An 18615-nucleotide genomic window follows, 5' to 3' on the forward strand; every position below is an offset into this window, starting at 1 on the left:
CTTTGCCCACCCTTGTATTAGCGCGTTGGAGTAGAGTGAGATCGTTCCGTGAGGAATGGCCCAGCCCGGGTGGCCGCCCGAGCTGGGCTGCCGATCGATCGGATCGCTGCCCACCGAAGCCTTGAGGCTGCCTTGTAGCAAGATCGCGGTCGGCGCTTCATCGGGACCCGAATGGTTGAACGAACTTCAGGTTCGCATCACAAGGGAGGGTCGACGAAGATGGCCAAGCCTATCACAATCTGCGCCGGGATCGATACCGGCAAACGGAAGCTGGACGTGGCGCTCGACGGCAGCTCAGCGCAGCTGCAGGTCGAGAATACGGCGGAAGGTCACAAGGCACTGCTGGAGTGGCTGCGGCGCCACAAGGTCAAACGGGTCGGGATCGAGGCCAGCGGCGGCTACGAGCAGCCGATCGTCGCCGAACTGCGGCGCGCGCGCGTGACCGTGGTGGTGTTCCAGCCGGCGCAGGTGCGCGCCTATGCCGAGTTCCGCGGACAGCGCGCCAAGAACGACAAGATCGACGCCGCGCTGATCGCCGCCTGCACCGCCGCAGTCAAGAAGATCCACCCCGCGCCCGACGCCAGGCTGCAGCCGTTCGCCGAGCATCTGACGATGATCGATCAGATCGGGGAGGATATCGCGCAGCTCAAGACCCGGCTCGAGAGCTGCCGCAACGCGCGGATTGGAGCGATCTGGCAGGAGGACATCGCCCGCCTGGCCAAGCGCGCGAGGGCCGAACTCAAGGCGCTGGTGGCGGCGATCCGCCAGCATCCCGACCTCGCCGAACGGCTCGAGCTGATCTACAGCGTGAGCGGCGCTGGGCTGCCGACCGCGGTTGCGATTCTGGTGCGCATGCCCGAGATCGGCACGCTCACCCGCGAGCAAGCCGCGGCCTTGGCCGGCCTTGCCCCCTATGACGACGACAGCGGCGATCGGGTTGGCGTCCGTCACATCGACGGTGGGCGCAAGCGCTTGCGGCGTGCGCTTTACACCGCCGCCCTGCCGGCCTCCTTGCGCTGGAATCCGCAGCTCATCGCCCTTTACGACCGGTTGATCGCCGCCGGCAAGGGACACAAGCGCGCGCTGATCGCCTGCGCCAGAAAGCTGCTGATCTTCATCAACACCGTCGTGGCGCGCGGCACGCCGTGGCACGACAAGCCCCCGGCGGCGGCCGCAGCCGCGATCCCATCTCTTGCCTGACCCAGTTTCTTTGTTCGACCGGAGCACCGTTTCTTCGTCCCGACCTGCCGTCTCCACGACGGCGCGCGCAGTGGCCGTCAAGGATGGCCGTTGCCTCAATCTCTCCCCTCGCCACGCTGCCGCCAGGCCACGCCTTGACGGCCGCGAGCACGGCGTCATGCTCAACGGCCGTCGGACAATCCAATTGCCCACAACCTATCGATCTAATGGTTGCTACGAGTAGAGGTAGTCGTGATCGAACTCCTCAAAGAAATAGTCGATCACCGCACGCGCGGCCTCGGTGCCATAGCCTTGGCCCCAATGCTCGACGCCGAGCCAGTAGCCGAGCTCCGGCGCGTCTATCTCGCGCCAGTCGATGCCCACCATGCCGATCGGCGCCGAGCTGTTCTCGATCAGGAACACGGTCTCGCCGGTGTCAGCGAGCGCGCGCACGAATTCGACGGCGTGGTCCTGGCAATAAGGATGCGGCAGGCGACGGGTATTCTCCGCAATGCGGCGATCGTTTGCGAGATGCGCAATTGCTTTTACGTCCGCGAGCGTCGGCTTGCGCAAGCTCAGCCGTTCGGTCTCGAGGACGCAACCTCTCGACTCGCGCAATATTGGGGTCGGGATATCCTGCAGCATGTCGGGCTCCTGTGATGCGAAAACGGTACGCTTACGCTTCGATCGTCACGCGTGGCCCCATGTGGGACACGCGCAAGAGAAAAGGGGAGGCCGGTATCCCGCCTCCCCTTGGAGCCTCTACTAGAGCCCCGCCGGTTCAACAGGATCCGGCGGACTCATATCGTCCACCGTCTATTCGGCTGCAGCCTCGGTCACCGGAATCACCGATACGAAGGTGCGGCCGTTGCCTTTGGCACGGAACTCCACGTGACCTTCGACCTTGGCGAACAGGGTATGATCGGTTCCCATGCCGACATTAAGGCCCGGATGCCAGGTGGTGCCGCGCTGACGCGCGATGATGTTGCCGGGAATCACGAACTCGCCGCCGAACGCTTTGACGCCAAGGCGCTTGCCCTTGGAATCACGTCCGTTTCGCGATGAACCGCCTGCTTTTTTGTGAGCCATAGCTCGTCTCCAACTGCAGTAATTCTCTAGATCAATTCCTTGACGGAATCATTTCACTTTTTGTCACGCTTCAACTTTTGATACGTGACGATCACATTTCTCCGACGCGCTGTTTTGAAGGCTTATGCAGCATCCTCGGTGGGCGCTGCAGCAACCTTCTCCTTCTTGGGCCGCGGGCCGATCGTCGGCTTCGCGTTGTCGGTCAGGATCTCCGTGATCCGCAGCACCGTCAGCTCGTCGCGATAGCCGCGCTTGCGGCGCGAATTCTTGCGGCGGCGCTTCTTGAACGCGATCACCTTCGGACCGCGCTTGTGGTCCAGCACCTCGGCCGCCACTGAGGCACCTGCCACCGTCGGGGTACCCAGGACCGGCGCCTCTCCGCCGACCACCAGAACTTCATTAAGCTGCACGATCGTGCCGACATCGCCGGCGATCTTGCCAATCTCGAGAACATCATCCGCAACGACGCGATACTGCCGGCCGCCGGTTTTGATGACTGCGAACATCGTTTGATTCCTTCGTGTTCGATCCCGTCCTCGAGGGGTATCCCCGGGCCGGCTTCTTGTTCAGTCGCTATGGGTTACAATTTTCGCGCGGCGCGGGGACGTGCCCCGGAATTCGCGCAAAAACAAACAGCGCGAGAAATCCCGCGCCGGATTGGCCGCCGTTATAGCGGCCAAGCGCCAGGAGTCAAGGCAAACGGGCCGAAACCGGCCAAAAATGAAGGATTTGGAGCGGTTTTAGGCCGGTTTGAGCCCGATTTCCGGTCCCTAGCCCCGGGTGGAGCGCAGCGCAACCGGGACATGCGAGTCAGCGTGGACCGGCGACCCCGGGTTACGCGTTCCGCTCCACCCGGGGCTACGGCTTCGCGCTACGCCCCGGTCTTCGCTTTCGCCTTCGCCCCATCCGCCATGGCATGTGCCGGCGAGGTCTGGCGGGCGCCGGGGCCTGGATGCACATGCACGGCTTTGGCTGTCAGCGGCTCGCCGCATTCCGAGCAGACCATCACGGGATCGAACATCTTTCCGCAGGCCTTGTGCTGATGCAGCATCGGACGGCCGCGGGAATCGACCATGTGGATATTGCCCCAGTGCACGATCGACATGATGATCGGATAGAGGTCGAGGCCCTTCTGCGTCAGGATGTATTCGTAGCGTTTCGGCGATTCCTGGTAAGGGATCCGGCGCAGCACGCCGAAGCGCACCAGCTTCTTCAGCCGTTCGGCGAGCAGATGGCGGGTGATGCCGAGCGAGGACTGGAACGCCTCGAACCTGCGCTTGCGAAGAAAACACTCGCGCAGGACCAGGAGGCTCCAGCGGTCGCCGATCACGGCCACCGTGCGGGCCAGTGAGCACGGCTCCTCTTCAAGCGTATCCCATTTCATCAACGTCTCCAGTCACCTGCGGGTCGGCGAAGCCGGATTCATTCTAATTCGGCACTGAGGTGTGTTCAACCGCTTGGGGGCGGATCATTATCGCAGGCCGTAATCTGCTATTGACAGTTCAAAAATAGAACTTTAGGCCGAGGTTGCAGTGGATAGCGGCGACCCAGCAGTCGGGAGAGGCCAATGCAGAAGAGAAATGCGACGGCGGCGGTCATCGGGGCCGGTGATTACATCGGCGGCGAGATCGCCAAGAAATTCGCGTCCGAAGGCTTCTCCATCTTCGCCGGACGACGGAATGGCGCCAAGCTCGAGCCGCTGGTGAAGGACATCGAGGCGGCCGGCGGCGAGATCCATGCCCGCTCGCTCGACGCGCGGAAGGAGGAAGAGATCATCTCCTTCCTCAACGACGCCGACAAGCATGCGCCGCTCGAAGTCTGCATCTTCAATGTCGGCGCCAACGTCAACTTCCCGATCCTGGAGACCACCGAGCGGGTGTTCCGCAAGGTCTGGGAGATGGCCTGCTATTCCGGCTTCCTCGCGGGCCGCGAGGCGGCGCGGCTGATGCTGCCGCGCGGCCAAGGCAACATCTTCTTCACAGGCGCCACGGCATCCTTACGCGGCGGCATCGGCTACGCGGCTTTCGCCAGCGCCAAGTTCGGCCTGCGCGCGGTCGCGCAAGCGATGGCGCGCGAGTTGGGGCCGAAGAACATCCACGTCGCCCATCTCATCATCGACTCCGGCGTCGACACCGAATGGGTGCGGCAGCGGCGGCTGGAAGCGCTGGGACCGAACGCGCTCGACAATCCTGATCTCTTGATGCCGCCGGCCTCTGTCGCGGCGTCATATTGGCAGCTCTACCAGCAGCCAAAGAGCGCCTGGACGTTCGAAATGGAAATCCGCCCGTTTGGCGAGAAGTGGTAACGGCAGGCCGGAGGCAGCTTCAGAACGAGCCGCTAGAAGCGCGCGAAGCCTTTGCGGCGTTCGCCGAGCGACTGCCGCCTGCGACGTATCGGCCCCGGCGCGACAACGCAACCAAACTCCTTTCAGGTCGTTGTCTTCCGGTTCCAACCGGGGCAAGGATTCCATGGCCGACGAACAGGTGTTGACAACGGGGATCGCCCGCCACGGCGGGACGCGTCTGCCGTCGGTCGACGTCGACAGCCTCAACATCGAACTGAAGGACGACGAGGGTTTTCTCGGCGACCGCGCGTCCAGGAGCGCATTCCGCAAGATTCTCGAACGCTGGCGCAAGCCATTGCGCAAGTCCGGTGAGGATCCGTTCGGCGACGAGCCATCGGAGCGGGTTAGCAAGAAGACGCTGGATGCGATGCTGATCGGCGACGATACCGAGGCCTCCGCGGTGGTCCACAGCGCGATCGAGGAGTTCGCGCTGGAGCTTGCCTATGTGACGCGGCGTTTCCTCAAGACCAAGGCCTGGGCCAAGACCGAGCGCATCGTGGTCGGCGGCGGCTTCCGCGATTCGAGGCTCGGCGAGCTCGCGATCGCGCGCACCGAGATCATCCTCAAGGACGAGAAGTTCAAGGTCGATCTTCACCCAATCCGCTATCATCCCGACCAGGCCGGGCTGATCGGCTGCCTGCATCTGGCGCCCTCATGGATCTTCGAAGCCCATGACAGCATCCTGGCGGTCGACATCGGCGGCACCAACATCCGCTGCGGCGTGGTCGAGACCCGCTGGAAGAAGGCGCCGGACCTCTCCAAGGCGACGGTGTGGAAATCCGAACTGTGGCGCCATGCCGACGAAACGCCGACGCGGGAAGCCGCGGTGGAGCATCTGGTCGAGATGCTGCAGGACCTGATCGCGGAGGCGGAGTCCGAGGGGCTGAAGCTCGCGCCCTTCATCGGCATCGCCTGTCCCGGCGTGATCAACGAGGACGGCTCGATCGAGAAGGGCGCGCAGAACCTGCCGGGCAATTGGGAGAGCAGCAAGTTCAACCTGCCGGCAAGCCTGGTCGAGCAGATCCCGCAGATCGGCGACCATGACACCGCGATCGTCATGCATAATGACGGCGTGGTGCAGGGGCTTTCTGAAGTCCCCTTCATGCAGGACGTCGAGCGCTGGGGCGTGCTGACGATCGGCACCGGCCTCGGCAATGCGCGCTTCACCAACCGCCGCAAGGAGAACGGCAAGAATGCGAAGAATGGCGAGAAGAATGAGAAAGACAACGGCGAGAAGAAAGCGAAGAAGAGCGCGTGACAATGGGTAGATGCGTAGGGTGGGCAAAGCGAGGCGTGCCCACCATCGCGAGCGCGATTCCGATGGTGGGCACGGCGCAAGTGCGCCTTTGCCCACCCTACAGTTCCTGCAGTTTGCTGTTACACAGCCGTCATCTTCCCGTAGGTTTACGGGCGATTCCTCGGAAATCCGGGTGCAGTAACCTTGAAAGGTTAGGTTAAGGCCGACATTGCGTTGGCTGTTTCCGCACCCATTGCTACGGTTGGGGCGTCGCTCCGCTGACCGGTGAAGCCGCACTTCCCCGGCCAGCATTTCGATGAAGCGGCACGGGACCGCCAGTTATTTTTGTCGCGTCTGGCGGTCCCACCCACATTGCTAACCTGATTCTGCCGCTTCAGATCCATCCGATCCGCGAAAAGAACGCGGAGATCTCGCTGCTTGCGCGATCGGGAGCTTCGCGATGCGGAAAATGTCCGACGCCTTCGAACATTTTCAGATCGAGGTCCGTGAAGGTCTCGCCGAGCCGGTCGGTCCAGGCACAGGGAAACAGCGGATCATGCTCGGCCCAGCGGACGCAGGTCGGCACTGCAATCGCGGGCAATGACGGCGCTTCGCCCTTCATCATCCGGACGCGCGCGGCATGCGCGGCGCGGTAATGCGCGAAGCCGCCGGCGAGATTGCCCGCTTTCAGGAAGTTGTCGGTGAAGGCGTCCAGCACATCGTCGAATGCATCCTGGCGATACGCCCAGTTTCTCAGGAAATGTCCGATGTAGAGGCGGCAGCTCTCGCGGGTCGCGCCGACGAGTGTGGGCGCCATCTCCATCTGGTGGAATGACTGGTACCAGATGTGGTTCAGCCTGTCAGGCGCCGCCATCCGCGGCCCGATGCCGGGATAGACGAAGTCGAAGAAGAAAAGCCCGGCGATCCGCTCGGGTGTCTTGCGCGCCAAAGGCTGCATCACGGCGCCGCCGATGTCATGGCCCACCACGCCGGCCCGCTCGATCCCGAGTGTATCCATCAGCGCCAGCATATCGTCGGTGTGCTGTTCCGGCGCGTACGGGCCGTCCGGCTTGTCGCTGTCGCCGAACCCGCGCAGGTCAGGGGCGATCACCGCAAAGCGGTCGGAAAGCCGCGTCATGACCGGCTCCCAGGTCAGCCAGAATTCCGGCCAGCCATGCAGCAACAACAGCGGCTTGCCGGCCCCGATCCGGGCGACATGGAACGCCGCCCCATTGGCTTGCACCGTCAAATGCTCCATTTCGCCCTCCTTTCGGTCAGCCTGGCGCGCGGAAATCTTGTCCCGGCGCCTTGTCTCCCCCGACATCCTCGCCTAGAACACGCCCCGACCGCTAAGGGTGAGGAATCACCTTTTGGCACCGGGAGAGGTGGCAGAGTGGTTGAATGCACCGCACTCGAAATGCGGCATAGGTGCAAGCCTATCGGGGGTTCGAATCCCTCCCTCTCCGCCATTTGCTCACCTGTCCAGCCCGGACAGATAGTTGACAGAACGTACCTGAGACATAGGTGACGACCTAGCGTAGTGCGTCACGCCGGCAAGAGTCCAGCTACCCGATAGCTCTCGATCAATGCGTCGAATAGCGCGAGATCCGAGCGGCTCCTCGCCATGAGCTGAGCGCCGGCGATGGCGGCGAAGATGGCGCGAGCCCTCGGTTCGCTTTCCTCGGCGCTGACCACGGCCGCAGCGGATAGCATCCTGCTCAGCCACGCCACGTTGACATCGACGAAGGTCTGGACCTCCTTCTTCACCGCGTCCGGAAGGTCGTCGTATTCGGCGGCCATGAAGCTGCAAAGGCACATGCGATTATCGTTCGCGAGCGCCTTGCGGAACGTATCGGGATATCGACGCAGGCACCGGACCGGATCCGAAGTTTCCGCCAGCATGGCCTCGAGATAATCCGCCGTGTCCTCCCAATAGCGCCTCGCGACCGCTGCGCCGAGATCAGCTTTGCTCGGGAAATGATGGTAGATGCTCGCGGCCTTGATACCCACTTCGTCGGCGAGATCGCGGCCGTCCTGAAAAAACAGCCGTTCGTCGCCGGTGAGGCCTTCTCGATGGCCGACATCACGACCATAGGCGGTTTGATCTTTGCGGCGCTCGTGAAGCTGCCGGCGCCTGCGGAGTGCGAAGCTCTTCAAGCCTGGTGCGCGAGGATGCAGGAGCGTCCCAGTGTAAAGAGCCAGCTGTCGATGTCAGCGCCGACCGATGCCTCCGCTTGAAATCGTTATCGGTGAACGATTGCTTTCATGATTTTGGAGTAGCAATCGAGGAACGAACGCCCGCAGCACCGAGGTTCACATGACGCAAACAATCGGGATCGAGGATCTCCTGGCCGTCGACATCAGGGTCGGCACCATCGTTGATGTTGTCGATTTCCCGGAAGCGCGGAAGCCGGCATGGAAGCTGACGATTGATCTCGGCCCTGAGGTCGGAACGAAGCGATCCAGCGCGCAGCTCACCGAGCTGTACTCCCCGGGGTCATTGATTGGCCGGCAGGTGGCTTGCGTGGTCAACTTGCCGCCGCGCAGGATCGGTCCATTCCAGTCGGAAGTGCTGACGCTGGGCTTTCCCGATGAACATGGCCGCGTGGTGCTGATCGCGCCTGAGCGGCCAATTCCCAATGGTGGGCGCCTGTTCTAGAGCATTGATCTGGAGATCATGTTCAAACAAGGAGACGAGATCATGATCCAATTCCGTTCAATCGGATCATGACCTGGCCGGCCTGACCGCTTTGGAGCCGGCGGCCTTGAGCTGCCCTCTCTCAAACGTCACTCGCAGCCGCGAGCCGGCTGCGATTTCAACTCATGGCGACCGCCAGGGTTGCGGATTCCCTTACCGTGATTGTGATTGAATGGCTTTCGCTTGGGCGCGCGTCACGGCGTGCCTTGTAGAACTCGAGCACGCGTCTCGCCGTCCGGAGTTCAATCCGCTCGAAGTTTTCCCGCGCTTGATCGAGATCGATCTTGCTCAGTCTGCGGTCCGCTACTCTCATCAGCAGCAGAGCCTTGGCAGTCGCCCAGGAGCATCCGCTAGCCTTTGCGACGATCTGCACGGTGCCAGGATTGTCATTGAGAACTGCCCGCTCGACCAATTCGATCGGACAGGCTGCAAGGACGGACAACGCCATCACCGCTGTTTCAAAATCCTGCGCTCGAGCGGCGGCGTGAACATCCGCTTCCCCAAGTTCTCGCCAGTACTTGCGGCGCTTTACCCTCTTCCTTGCTCTGGCGTGATCCGGCGACTGATTGCGGACCTCCAGATTTATGTCGTCGATGACCTCTGTAACAGCGTCATGCACCACGCCGGAAAAATGCGGGTTTGCCGCGACGATCTTGCTGCGGACGGAAGCAGAGGCAGTGTCCAGAAGTTTCAGGAAGTGATGTCGAGGGATGTCATGCCGCGTCCCGACACGCAGCGCAAGCTGGGTATCCTCGCTTGATCGCGCGACAAGCTCGCGAAAGCTGCCATCCGAAATGCGGGCGCCCGGGTTGCTCGCAACGGCATGGACCACGCCAGCTTCGCCGCGCAAAATCAGCAAGTCCGTGATCGCCTCGCTAATCGTTCGACGTTGCGCGATTGCGTGAAGGTGGCCCTGACTTTGGGTGCTGGCGCAGACAACAAGATCGGAGTCGCTAAGGGCATTCGACTGACTGAGAACCGGCGCCGCCACGGCAACAGCATCATCCAACGCAAAAGCTTTGACCAACGATGCCGGTGCATTCGGGTCAGTCGCGAGATGGCCAGCCAGCTTGACGCGGGTCTTCAACTCAATCACGACGACGAGGGTCTTGAATATCTCGTCGAACAGTTTGATCTGCTGTTTGGAGTAGCGACCAGATCCGGCAAGAAACAGGTCCGTGATGCGGGTGAGTGCCCTTAGCTGCCGTTTGGTCGATCCAGATGTCGTTGTATTTTGAACTTCATTGATTAGCGAGTAGAACGTCGTCGTCATGATCATGGGGCTCGTCAGCACGTTCACCTTTGGCGGCACGGAGTTGATGGTAGCGAGCTAGCATGCAGGCAATGAAGATTGTTGCCTCGAGCTGCCTCAGAGATGATTAAAATTGTTGCCACTCGAAGCGTCGTCTGACCACAGCTCGAAGCTGCGGCGTTTTTCGTTTGCTCTCGCCGCGCACGCAACACGACGCGATTTAACGAATTTCTGCAGCGTCAACGTCGGATGAATCTATCGCCGGCCGCGCTCGAAGGTCGCGCATAACAGCGTTGTCTCCTCCGGCGGGATAGCTGCACGAAAGAAGCGGCATGTGAATTGTGGACAGGCGTTGCTGGTCACGGCCTCGGCACTGTTCTCCGTCAAGAACGTGCACTCCCTGCAAATGTCCGCATGATGCCGCTGCTGGGTAATATCCAACCAGTCCAACACCTGACGGAGTGCATCGCGGGAGCTGGTCTGGCGATCGACCCCGAGTGCAGCAAACCCCTTTACAAGAACGTTGATCGGATCATGCCCAAGGAATTTCTCACCCTGCGCGGTCACGCATAGTATCACCGAGCGTTTGTCTTCCGCGGCAGGCTTGCGAACCAGGAATCCCTTTCTCTCGAGCACCTTGACGATTTGAGATGCGGTGCCCCTGGTGGTGCCGACAAAACTGGCCAGTGCCGACGGAGTCCGTGAGAACTGGTTCGCGCGGGCAAGAAAACGCAGGGCCATCCATTCGCGATCGCGCAGCCCGTGCCGACTACCTTCGAAGTGCCAAATCCTCGCCGTTTGAACCAATAATTCAACCGTCTCGCGTGCTAACGTCATGACCGACCCAATTCAAAGAATTTGCGAGCAGTCTCGCGGCGCGCACCTCATTAGCGTCCTGATTCGATTCGCTGGCCGTTTTGGTTCGAGGCTCAACTCAACTGCATTCCTTTCCGCCCAGTAATGCGCCGGCCATTAAGAAATTATCTGCTGATCGCCGGAATTTCCCTGCAAGCAGCACTGATTTTATTAATCATCCGAAGATTGGACGGGACTGCACACCGCAGCAACGCAATCTGGATCGTCAGTGACAACGACATTGTCGTGGTCGCCGGCCGAGAGGTCGGCGGAGTATTTGAAGAATGATGTTCACGTTACCGAACGTCTCCGAAGGATTCGCGTGATCAGACAAGAATTGCGCGTTGCTTTACGGATGCATTTTTGAAACAGCACGCGATGCCGTCACGGTAGGTGGCAGGCCTGCGCGTTGCAGTATGGGATGTCTGCGCTCCCTGCAGTGACGGCGGGCTTGCGCTGGCTCGCTGCCAAACCCTCGCAGACGCCACATGGTCGTTGATGGTTGCTTTCGTGGCAATGCATTACCTGTCCTAAATGCTGATCTCGTTTCCTCAAGTGAGGATAGGTCGCAATCTCGATGGCGCCCGCTTGGCCAGGATCCCGACGGTTTGGAGATCTCGCGTCGTATCGTCCACGGAGATTCCTGTTGAGGCATCGAGACGGTAGCCGACGTATCGTCGGGAGACGATCGGATCGTAGCCGAGACGGTCACGCAGCTTCTTGCGCAGTTTGCTGACGTGACTTTCGATCACGTTTTCGTCAAACGTCGACTCGAAGATCCCATAAACCGCATTGAAGATCTGCGTCTTGGTCAGCCATTTCCCTTGCTGACCAACCATGTGCTCCAGGATGCGGAGCTCGCGACGCGGTAACATCATGACTGCTCCTCCAATTTCCGGGTCTCTCCCGTCAAAAAAGACTCGAATCGCGCTTGGCCTGCCATAGGTCGATGTTTCGAAACTGCGCCGGGAGATCGCGGCAGTTCTTGCCAGGATCTCTCGTGGATGGACCGGAACATGGACGACATCATCCACGCCAGCATCAAAGAGCTCAACCGTATGCTTGAGCATTCTCTGGTTGCTGAGTGCGATGATCGGCGCGCGGCAGCGCTTGCGGACAGTGCGGGGCAAGGTGGCGCGAGTATCACAATCTCCAAGAACAAAGGCATCAATGGCCGACAGGTCATCTTCGCTGGCAGATTCCAGCCACCCCAAGAACTCCGTTGACGAAAATCCAACGGAAGACACGCCTTCCCGATCGAAACCGCCAATGTAGCCTGTTGCAACGTTCTCTCGGTCATCAATGATTACATACATGCGGTCCTTGCCCCCATTCGCCTGGCCTGTTGGAATTTCTTGTAAGGACTTTTTCGTTCGACGTGTGCCGATGGTGGTGCTGATAGCGCGAGCAGATGCTGCAACTGGTGTGAGGGTACACATCTCGCCGGCAATGACCGAAACGCTGTCATGTGGTCACTGCATGAAGCAACAAGGCTTGTCCGGTCCAGCTGTCTATCAGCCCAGAACCAGCTGACCATAGGGCGGCAGTGCGCTAGCCGAGAAGCAGCGGAGCCCACGTTGGTGGCAGGAATTGCCCTGCGCAGGCAATTTGTTCTTTCCGGATGCGTCACTTGCAGATTCAGCTTTTGTGGCGTGGGGCTCAGCGCGTCGTGGATTTGGGTTTTGAGATTCAGACTCGACGAGACGCCACAAACGCACACACACAATCGTGAAGGTGCCCCAAAGACATAGGGTCACCTCGAAGAAGGAACGGCCAGCTCAGTCGTGTCGGAGCGCTTTTCCCAAGTTGAGCGCTCCAAAAATTTGCCGTTCTTCTGAAGCAGCGATGTGAATCGCTCGTCCTGACGTTGGCAAAATGCAGAAATGCAATCAAGCTCGCCCCAAGAGTACTTAGTACGCAAGGTGACCGTTTGTTTTGAAGCAAATGAAGCAACTAGTTTTGGAGCAATCATTAGATGATTTTGAAATGATGTTAATTTGCATTGATGGCCTCCAACGCCCGATCGCGAACCCGCCGCGCCAAGATCAAGCATCGTCCATTGCCGGCCGGAAAACCCGCCGATAGGCTCAAGCAGCGCTGTGCCTTTGGCGGCACGGCGCAAGCGGCATGCGCCTTCTTCGCCAAGCTCGAGCCCGAGTGGCAAAATATCTTTCTGTGGCGATTCTAAATTTCGCAGCGAGGCAACAGGGGGTCGTCGCCTTGCTGCGCTTGGTCCTATTCCGTCGGCGGCGGGGCTGGGATGGCCCAGGATGGATCGGCCCCGAAGGGGTGGTCGATGAAGAACGCCCAAGTGCCGTCGGGGAGCCTGCAGTGCACCTCCATGCCGTGATGATGCACGTGGATGGGCTGGCCGTCCTTGCCGACACCGCTGATCAGCCACTGCGATCTGGTCATGGCAAAATCGCCGGCGATGGTGGTGTGGTGGGTGATGACATCCATGTGCGGCTTCAGGCCGACATAGGCGGCCATGGTCTGGCGGATTGCACCGGCACCTCGGGCGATTGTGGTGCCGCCATGGACCTGGTCGACCTGCACGATCGAGGCCTCGGGATGGTACATCGCGACCGCGGCATCGACGTCGTTGGCATTGAAGGCTCGCGCCAGCCAAAGATTGCACAGTTCGGGGGACGGTGCGCCCATGCTGATCTCCTGATTGTTGTGGCGGTGCGCGGCTCAACATGGTGTGGCCGATCTGCAAGGAAATGTGACGAACTTGCAGGCTGAGCTTGCGTAAGATGCAAGATGCTCCGGAGCCTTGCAGATGCGTGAAACTCTCTCGCTGGATGACCTGCGCCTGATCCGTGCCATCGGCGATGCCGGCACCCTGACCGGTGCCGCCCGCCTGCTCCGGATCGACCACTCCACCGCGTTCCGCCGCCTCGGTGCGATCGAGCGTCGCCTAGGCACCAAGCTGTTCGAACGAGCGCGAGACGGATACACGCCAACCTCGGCGGGCGAAATGGCGATCGCGACCGGCGCGCATCTGCTTGCCGGTCTCGCCGATCTCGAGCAACGGCTGGCTGGCGAAGATTTGCGTCCCACGGGGACGGTGCGGGTGACCACGACCGACGCGCTCGTCGATCTGATGGCGCCTGTGCTGGCTGAGCTCAGGGCCGATCATCCGGGCATCGCGATCGAGCTAAACGTTGCAAACCAGTTCTTCACATTGACGAAGCGCGAGGCCGATATCGCGCTCCGGCCTGCCGCCGAGGCGCCGGAGCAGCTCGCCGGCCGGCGGCTTGCAAACGTTGCAACCGCTCCCTACGCCTCGTCGAGCTATCTCAGGAGAAATGGCAAGAAGCCACTTTCCGAATATCACTGGCTCGGATTCGACGACAGTCTCAGCCACCTTCGCTCGGCGCGTTGGATGGCGGCCCATTTGCCCGCAGAGCAGATCGTCTTCCGCGCCGATTCGCTGCTCGCGCTGAGATCGGCCGCGCGCGCCGGATTGGGCGTGGCGGCATTGCCTTGCTATTTCGCCGACAAGACGCCGGAGCTTCGCCGCGTCGAGTCGCCCATTCCGGAAATGGAGGGGACCTTGTGGCTGCTCACCCATCCCGACCTGCGGAAGGTTGCGCGCATCCGAACCGTGCTCGACGTTATGGCTGGCGCACTTTCCAGGCAGCGCGGCCTGATCGAGGGGCGCGAAGGAAAGCGCTAGGAACGCGTGCCGGCCTGATGCAATCGGCCAACCAGATTGGCCCTCCAAGCCATAATCGCCCTGACGCTGCCGACCTAGTCTCCGGCCTCGCAAACAAGGCGTGGAGATAACAGTGGATTTTGAACTGTCCAGGGAACAACGCGACATCAGGGCCCGGGCCGCCGCCTTCGTGGAGGAGGTCTGCCGGCCGCTCGAAGATAGTTGGGGAACGGATGATTATGCCGTGCCGCACGACATCTTCATGGGCGTGGTGCGGAAATTCCGCGAATACGGCTTCAGGGGATTGGCGGTGCCGAAGGAAGCTGGCGGGCAGGGGCTCGGGACGATTGCGAAATGCCTGGTCTATGAGGAGATCGTGAGGTCGCCCGTGATGCATGGCCTGCTCGCGACCTGGTCGGGCTTTCTCGATCCGCATCCCGCGCTTCACGTCGCGCCGGAATGGCAGAAGGAGGCGTATCTCTATCCAATCCTCAAGGAGGACAAGTTTTACCACATCAACATCTCGGAGCCGGGCGCGGGCTCCGACGCCGCCGGGATCAAGACCACCGCCGTTCGTGATGGCGAGAACTACATCATCAACGGCATCAAGCGCTGGGCGCCGCCGCCGAACCATCCCGCCATCACGCCGAAATATCTGCTCTGTTATGCTGTGACCGATCCGACCAAGGGCTATGAAGGGATCAGCCTGTTCCTGGTCGACTATCCCAATCCCGGCGTCTCGGTGCTGCGCGAATACGAGACCATGGCGCCCGGCACCTATCTCGGCCGCAGCTGCGATTACCAGTACAAGGATTGCGTCGTCCCGGTGAAGAACATGCTCGGTGCGGAAGGCATGGGCTTCCGCTACATGATGGACCAGCTCAACCGCAACCGCACCGTGATCGGCGCGCGTCTCACCGGAACGGCGCGCTGGGCGCAGACGCAGGCCGCGAAGCGGGCGCGGGAACGCGAGACCTTCGGCAAGCAGCTCGCAGAACGGCAGGCCATTCAGTGGATGCTCGCGGAATCGGAGATGGATCTCGAGCAGTCGCGACTGATGGTCTACAGGACCGCCTGGATGCTCGATCGCGGCCTCGATGCGCGCAAGGAAGCCGCAATGGTGAAATGCTTCGCGCCGCTCGCCGCCTGCCGGGTTATCGACCGCGCCATCCAGATCCATGGCGGGCTCGGCGTGCTCAAGCAGAACCGCTTCGGCCAGCTCTATTTCCAGAGCCGCATCGCGCAGGTCGCGGAGGGCACCACCGAAGTGATGAAGATGACCATCGCACGCGAAGTGTTGCGCGAGTGTGAGTAGCGCGAGATGAACGTAGTTCGCAGCGAGCGACGGCGCTCGTGTTCCCTCTCCCCGTTCTTACGGGGAGAGGGTTAGGGTGAGGGGCTGTCTCCACGAAAACGGTGAGCGATGAGTTCGCAGAGACAGCCCCTCACCCGGAATTCAAGCTGCGCTTGAATTCCGGCCTCTCCCCGTGAAGAACGGGGAGAGGCGATTAGAGCCTCACTTCTCCGCGTCGATCACCTCGCCGATCGGCTTCCACTTCACGCCGTCGAACTGCATCAGCTGTTCCTGGCTCATCGGCGTGTAGCGCGTCGGGGTGGTGTTGAGCTTGATGCCGGGAAGCATGATCGGGAGGACGAGGTCCTTGATGCCGGTCGCCTGCTTCATCAGGTTCTCGCGCGTCAAGTGGTCGCCGCAATTCTTCAGGACATGAACGAAGGTTTGCGCGGTCGCATAGCCGAACACGTGATAGGTTTCCGACGGATTGGCTTCGGGCATGTATCGCTTCATGAAGGCGAGATATTCTTTCATGCCGGGATCATTGGCCCATGCCGCATCGTTCGGGTCCTTGCGGAAGGCGACCGTGATGACGCCTTTTGAATTTTCCAGCCCCGCCGGCACCAGCGTGCTGGAGATCGAGCCGGCCGCGTCGCTGAGAAGGTGCAGCGCATCCCACCTCGTCTCCGCCATCTTCTTGATCGCCTGCGCCGAGAATTTCGGCGTAGAGATGTCGAGAAACACGTCGGCGCCGGTCGCTTTCAGGATCAGGATCTGCGAATCGATGGTTGGCTCGGCAATCTCGTAGCTGAGCTCTTTGACGATCATGGTGGCGGCCTTGTCGCCAAGCCCGTCGCGAAAGCCCTTGAGGTGATCGCGGCCGAAATCGTCGTTCTGGAACAGCACCGCGACCTTTGCATTGGGCCGCTCCTTCAGCAGATATTTGGCGTAGATCACGCCCTTGGCATGGTTGTTCGGCTGCCAGCCCATCGACCACGGATAGGTCGCGGGTTCGGAGACGCGGTTGGCGCCGGTGCCGAGGAACAGGCCCGGCACCTTCTTGGCGTTCAGGTATCTTTGCGTGGCAAAGTTGGTCGGCGAGCCGAAGGTGCCGACGATCGCCAGCACCTCCTCGCTTTCGATCAGCCGGCGAGTCTGCTCGACCGCCTTGGGCGGGCTGTAACCGTCGTCGAGCGAGATCAGGTTGATCTTGCGGCCGTTGACGCCGCCTTCCGCATTCACCTTCTGGAAATAGGCGGTCATTGCACGCCCGATCGCTGCGAAGCTCGACGCCGGACCGCTATAGGGCATGGTCTGGCCGATCTTGACTTCGGTATCGGTCACGCCGGGTCCGTAATTTTTCTCCTCGGCGTATGCCGAGACTGACAACCCAGCCCATGCGATTGCACAGGTTGCCGCCACGAGCTTCTTCATGTTCTTCCCCCTTCGGTCGTTGATCGTCTCTAATCAGGCCGGCTGCAGATAGCGCTGCTTCAGCACGTGCTTGAACAGCTTGCCGTTCTCCTGCCGCGGCAGCTCGGCCTCGAAATCGATGGAGCGTGGGCATTTGATGTGCGACAGGCCGTCCCGGCAGAACGCGAGCAGCTCTGCTGCAAGCGTAGACGATGCCTTCGATGGCTCCCTGAGCTGCACCACCGCCTTGACCTCCTCGCCATATTCCGGATCGGGAATTCCGAATACGGCGACGTCGGCGACATCAGGATGCAGCGCGAGGCGGTTCTCGATCTCGGCTGGATAGATATTGACGCCGCCGGAGATGATCATGTGCGAGCGGCGGTCGGTCAGATAGAGATAGCCGTCCTCGTCGAGATAGCCGACATCGCCGATGGTCGACCAGCCCTTGGCGTTTCGCGAGCGTGCGGTCTTCTCGGGATCGTTGTGGTAAACGAATTGTGGGCCGTCGAAGTAGACATCGCCGATCTCACCTGGGCCAAGCTCGTTCTGCGCGTCGTCGAGGATATGGATGGTGCCGACGCAGGCGCGCCCGACCGAGCCGCGATGGGTCAACCATTCCGCGGTCGAGATGCAGGTGGCGCCGTTGCGCTCCGAGCCGGCGTAATATTCCCAGACGATCGGGCCCCACCACTCGATCATCCGCTCCTTGAGCTCGGGCGGACAAGGTGCGGCGGCGTGGATCGCGCAGCGATGGGATGAGAGATCGTAGCGGGCGCGTATCTCGTCCGGCAACGCGAGCAGGCGGAAGAACATCGTCGGCACCCACTGGCTGTGGGTGATGCGGTAATGATGGATCGTCGCCAGCGCCTGCTCGGCCGCGAACTTCTTCATGATGACAGCCGTGCCGCCGCTCTCCAGAGTACGCATGGTGAAGCGAAGCGGCGCGCCATGATACAGCGGTGCGGGCGAGAGGTAGACCGTATCCTCTGCGAAGCCGAAATTGTCGCGCACCCAGTCGCCGGATGCCTGCGCCTGGCGGAGATTGGCAAACAGCGGCTGCTTGATGCCCTTGGGCTTGCCTGTTGTGCCCGAGGAATAGAAGAAATCCTTGCCGACGGGGCCGTCGGGAATCTCGATCGGGCGATCGAAACGGGCGAGCTCCGCGGCATAGTCAAGACTGCCGTCCAACGCGCCACCCAGCGCGTAGACCGTGCATCGGTGCGGATTGTCGGCGAGCAGCGCTTCGACAGTATCTGCAAAACGTGTCGCGACGAAGAACAGCTTGGCGCCGCTGTCCCGGACGATATAGGCCGCCTCTTCGGGCTTCAGATGCGTGCTGACCGGCGTGTAATAGACGCCGTGACGGCGAGCCCCCCAGATCAGCTCGAAATAGGTAGGGTCGTTGTCGAGCATGATCGCGATGCCGTCGCCGGCGGTAAGCCCCATCCAGATCAGAAGCTGTGTGACGGCATTGGCGCGGCGATCGAGCTCGCCATAGGTGATCGCCTGGTCGGAAAACGCGACGAGCGCGGCGGTCTTGTCGGGATGACGTTCGGCCCATTGGCGCAGGATTGGCATTTCTTCCCCGTG

19 protein-coding genes, 1 tRNA gene and 1 pseudogene are annotated in these 18615 nt (G+C 61.2%); 8 read left to right on the forward strand and 13 right to left on the reverse strand.

What is annotated here, in order from left to right:
- Positions 1-219: 219 nt before the first annotated feature.
- Positions 220-1200 carry an IS110 family RNA-guided transposase gene (locus tag J6497_RS35560; RefSeq protein WP_225708868.1) on the forward strand — a complete coding sequence of 327 codons (981 nt, stop codon included), beginning with the start codon at positions 220-222 and terminating at the stop codon, positions 1198-1200.
- A 216-nt stretch (positions 1201-1416) separates the two neighbouring features.
- Here the strand turns inward: J6497_RS35560 and J6497_RS35565 are convergent.
- The 4 genes and pseudogenes from J6497_RS35565 to J6497_RS35580 all read right to left on the reverse strand — a co-directional run.
- Positions 1417-1824 (reverse strand): annotated as a pseudogene (locus J6497_RS35565) (GNAT family N-acetyltransferase); the annotation flags it as partial.
- A gap of 171 nt (positions 1825-1995) precedes the next feature.
- Positions 1996-2268 (reverse strand): 50S ribosomal protein L27, encoded by a 273-nt coding sequence (rpmA, locus tag J6497_RS35570; protein ID WP_225708869.1) that lies wholly within the window; start codon positions 2266-2268, stop codon positions 1996-1998.
- A gap of 122 nt (positions 2269-2390) precedes the next feature.
- Positions 2391-2774: a 50S ribosomal protein L21 gene (gene rplU, locus J6497_RS35575; RefSeq protein WP_225708870.1), complete on the reverse strand. Its 384-nt coding sequence runs from the start codon at positions 2772-2774 to the stop codon at positions 2391-2393.
- 365 nt (positions 2775-3139) lie between these two features.
- On the reverse strand, positions 3140-3652 hold the full coding sequence (locus J6497_RS35580) for a winged helix-turn-helix transcriptional regulator (protein WP_225708871.1): 513 nt from the start codon (positions 3650-3652) through the stop codon (positions 3140-3142).
- 183 nt (positions 3653-3835) lie between these two features.
- Between J6497_RS35580 and J6497_RS35585 the strand changes: the two genes are divergently transcribed.
- Together J6497_RS35585 and J6497_RS35590 are read left to right on the forward strand one after the other, a co-directional pair.
- Entirely contained in the window at positions 3836-4573 is a 738-nt protein-coding gene (locus tag J6497_RS35585; RefSeq protein ID WP_225708872.1) for an SDR family oxidoreductase, read from the forward strand.
- Positions 4574-4736: 163 nt separating this feature from the next.
- Positions 4737-5870, forward strand: a complete 1134-nt coding sequence (locus tag J6497_RS35590; protein WP_225708873.1) for an ROK family protein — start codon at positions 4737-4739, stop codon at positions 5868-5870.
- Positions 5871-6243: 373 nt separating this feature from the next.
- Here J6497_RS35590 and J6497_RS35595 read toward each other — a convergent pair whose 3' ends face one another.
- On the reverse strand, positions 6244-7107 hold the full coding sequence (locus J6497_RS35595; protein ID WP_225708874.1) for an alpha/beta fold hydrolase: 864 nt from the start codon (positions 7105-7107) through the stop codon (positions 6244-6246).
- A gap of 121 nt (positions 7108-7228) precedes the next feature.
- Between J6497_RS35595 and J6497_RS35600 the strand changes: the two genes are divergently transcribed.
- A tRNA-Ser gene (locus J6497_RS35600) sits at positions 7229-7318 on the forward strand.
- Between the two features lie 76 nt (positions 7319-7394).
- On the opposite strand, the gene J6497_RS35605 is transcribed toward J6497_RS35600, so the two are convergent.
- Positions 7395-7895 (reverse strand): TetR/AcrR family transcriptional regulator, encoded by a 501-nt coding sequence (locus tag J6497_RS35605; protein ID WP_225708903.1) that lies wholly within the window; start codon positions 7893-7895, stop codon positions 7395-7397.
- Between the two features lie 27 nt (positions 7896-7922).
- Between J6497_RS35605 and J6497_RS35610 the strand changes: the two genes are divergently transcribed.
- On the forward strand, positions 7923-8087 hold the full coding sequence (locus tag J6497_RS35610) for a glutathione S-transferase family protein (protein ID WP_312010426.1): 165 nt from the start codon (positions 7923-7925) through the stop codon (positions 8085-8087).
- A gap of 79 nt (positions 8088-8166) precedes the next feature.
- Positions 8167-8508 carry a tRNA-binding protein gene (locus tag J6497_RS35615; RefSeq protein WP_225708875.1) on the forward strand — a complete coding sequence of 114 codons (342 nt, stop codon included), beginning with the start codon at positions 8167-8169 and terminating at the stop codon, positions 8506-8508.
- A gap of 157 nt (positions 8509-8665) precedes the next feature.
- Here J6497_RS35615 and J6497_RS35620 read toward each other — a convergent pair whose 3' ends face one another.
- The 5 genes from J6497_RS35620 to J6497_RS35640 form a co-directional block, all read right to left on the reverse strand.
- Positions 8666-9820 carry a DUF2336 domain-containing protein gene (locus J6497_RS35620; protein ID WP_225708876.1) on the reverse strand — a complete coding sequence of 385 codons (1155 nt, stop codon included), beginning with the start codon at positions 9818-9820 and terminating at the stop codon, positions 8666-8668.
- Between the two features lie 234 nt (positions 9821-10054).
- Positions 10055-10636, reverse strand: coding sequence for a MarR family winged helix-turn-helix transcriptional regulator (locus tag J6497_RS35625; RefSeq protein ID WP_225708877.1), 582 nt, complete (start codon positions 10634-10636; stop codon positions 10055-10057).
- 569 nt (positions 10637-11205) lie between these two features.
- A complete protein-coding gene (locus J6497_RS35630; RefSeq protein WP_225708878.1) occupies positions 11206-11970 on the reverse strand; it encodes a winged helix-turn-helix domain-containing protein in 765 nt (254 codons plus the stop codon).
- Between the two features lie 437 nt (positions 11971-12407).
- The gene (locus tag J6497_RS35635; RefSeq protein ID WP_225708879.1) at positions 12408-12776 is read right to left on the reverse strand and encodes a hypothetical protein; all 369 of its coding nucleotides are present in this window, start codon (positions 12774-12776) and stop codon (positions 12408-12410) included.
- A gap of 113 nt (positions 12777-12889) precedes the next feature.
- Positions 12890-13315 (reverse strand): YybH family protein, encoded by a 426-nt coding sequence (locus J6497_RS35640; protein ID WP_225708880.1) that lies wholly within the window; start codon positions 13313-13315, stop codon positions 12890-12892.
- A gap of 121 nt (positions 13316-13436) precedes the next feature.
- Between J6497_RS35640 and J6497_RS35645 the strand changes: the two genes are divergently transcribed.
- Both J6497_RS35645 and J6497_RS35650 read left to right on the forward strand, forming a co-directional pair.
- Positions 13437-14336 (forward strand): LysR family transcriptional regulator, encoded by a 900-nt coding sequence (locus J6497_RS35645; protein ID WP_225708881.1) that lies wholly within the window; start codon positions 13437-13439, stop codon positions 14334-14336.
- A gap of 112 nt (positions 14337-14448) precedes the next feature.
- The gene (locus tag J6497_RS35650; protein ID WP_225708882.1) at positions 14449-15630 is read left to right on the forward strand and encodes an acyl-CoA dehydrogenase family protein; all 1182 of its coding nucleotides are present in this window, start codon (positions 14449-14451) and stop codon (positions 15628-15630) included.
- A 201-nt stretch (positions 15631-15831) separates the two neighbouring features.
- On the opposite strand, the gene J6497_RS35655 is transcribed toward J6497_RS35650, so the two are convergent.
- Entirely contained in the window at positions 15832-17043 is a 1212-nt protein-coding gene (locus J6497_RS35655; protein WP_225708883.1) for an ABC transporter substrate-binding protein, read from the reverse strand.
- 33 nt (positions 17044-17076) lie between these two features.
- On the reverse strand, positions 17077-18603 hold the full coding sequence (locus J6497_RS35660; RefSeq protein WP_225708884.1) for an acyl-CoA synthetase: 1527 nt from the start codon (positions 18601-18603) through the stop codon (positions 17077-17079).
- Between the last annotated feature and the right edge of the window lie 12 nt (positions 18604-18615).

The sequence above is a fragment of the Bradyrhizobium cenepequi genome (genome assembly GCF_020329485.1).
Lineage (GTDB): Bacteria > Pseudomonadota > Alphaproteobacteria > Rhizobiales > Xanthobacteraceae > Bradyrhizobium > Bradyrhizobium cenepequi.

Bases quoted from the DNA above. Each gene is read 5' to 3' on its own strand.
- J6497_RS35560 (WP_225708868.1), top strand. From the start codon at position 220: ATGGCCAAGCCTATCACAATCTGCGCCGGGATCGATACCGGCAAACGG.
- rpmA (WP_225708869.1), bottom strand. From the start codon at position 2,268: ATGGCTCACAAAAAAGCAGGCGGTTCATCGCGAAACGGACGTGATTCC.
- rplU (WP_225708870.1), bottom strand. From the start codon at position 2,774: ATGTTCGCAGTCATCAAAACCGGCGGCCGGCAGTATCGCGTCGTTGCG.
- J6497_RS35580 (WP_225708871.1), bottom strand. From the start codon at position 3,652: ATGAAATGGGATACGCTTGAAGAGGAGCCGTGCTCACTGGCCCGCACG.
- J6497_RS35585 (WP_225708872.1), top strand. From the start codon at position 3,836: ATGCAGAAGAGAAATGCGACGGCGGCGGTCATCGGGGCCGGTGATTAC.
- J6497_RS35590 (WP_225708873.1), top strand. From the start codon at position 4,737: ATGGCCGACGAACAGGTGTTGACAACGGGGATCGCCCGCCACGGCGGG.
- J6497_RS35595 (WP_225708874.1), bottom strand. From the start codon at position 7,107: ATGGAGCATTTGACGGTGCAAGCCAATGGGGCGGCGTTCCATGTCGCC.
- J6497_RS35610 (WP_312010426.1), top strand. From the start codon at position 7,923: ATGGCCGACATCACGACCATAGGCGGTTTGATCTTTGCGGCGCTCGTG.
- J6497_RS35615 (WP_225708875.1), top strand. From the start codon at position 8,167: ATGACGCAAACAATCGGGATCGAGGATCTCCTGGCCGTCGACATCAGG.
- J6497_RS35620 (WP_225708876.1), bottom strand. From the start codon at position 9,820: ATGACGACGACGTTCTACTCGCTAATCAATGAAGTTCAAAATACAACG.
- J6497_RS35625 (WP_225708877.1), bottom strand. From the start codon at position 10,636: ATGACGTTAGCACGCGAGACGGTTGAATTATTGGTTCAAACGGCGAGG.
- J6497_RS35630 (WP_225708878.1), bottom strand. From the start codon at position 11,970: ATGTATGTAATCATTGATGACCGAGAGAACGTTGCAACAGGCTACATT.
- J6497_RS35640 (WP_225708880.1), bottom strand. From the start codon at position 13,315: ATGGGCGCACCGTCCCCCGAACTGTGCAATCTTTGGCTGGCGCGAGCC.
- J6497_RS35645 (WP_225708881.1), top strand. From the start codon at position 13,437: ATGCGTGAAACTCTCTCGCTGGATGACCTGCGCCTGATCCGTGCCATC.
- J6497_RS35655 (WP_225708883.1), bottom strand. From the start codon at position 17,043: ATGAAGAAGCTCGTGGCGGCAACCTGTGCAATCGCATGGGCTGGGTTG.
- J6497_RS35660 (WP_225708884.1), bottom strand. From the start codon at position 18,603: ATGCCAATCCTGCGCCAATGGGCCGAACGTCATCCCGACAAGACCGCC.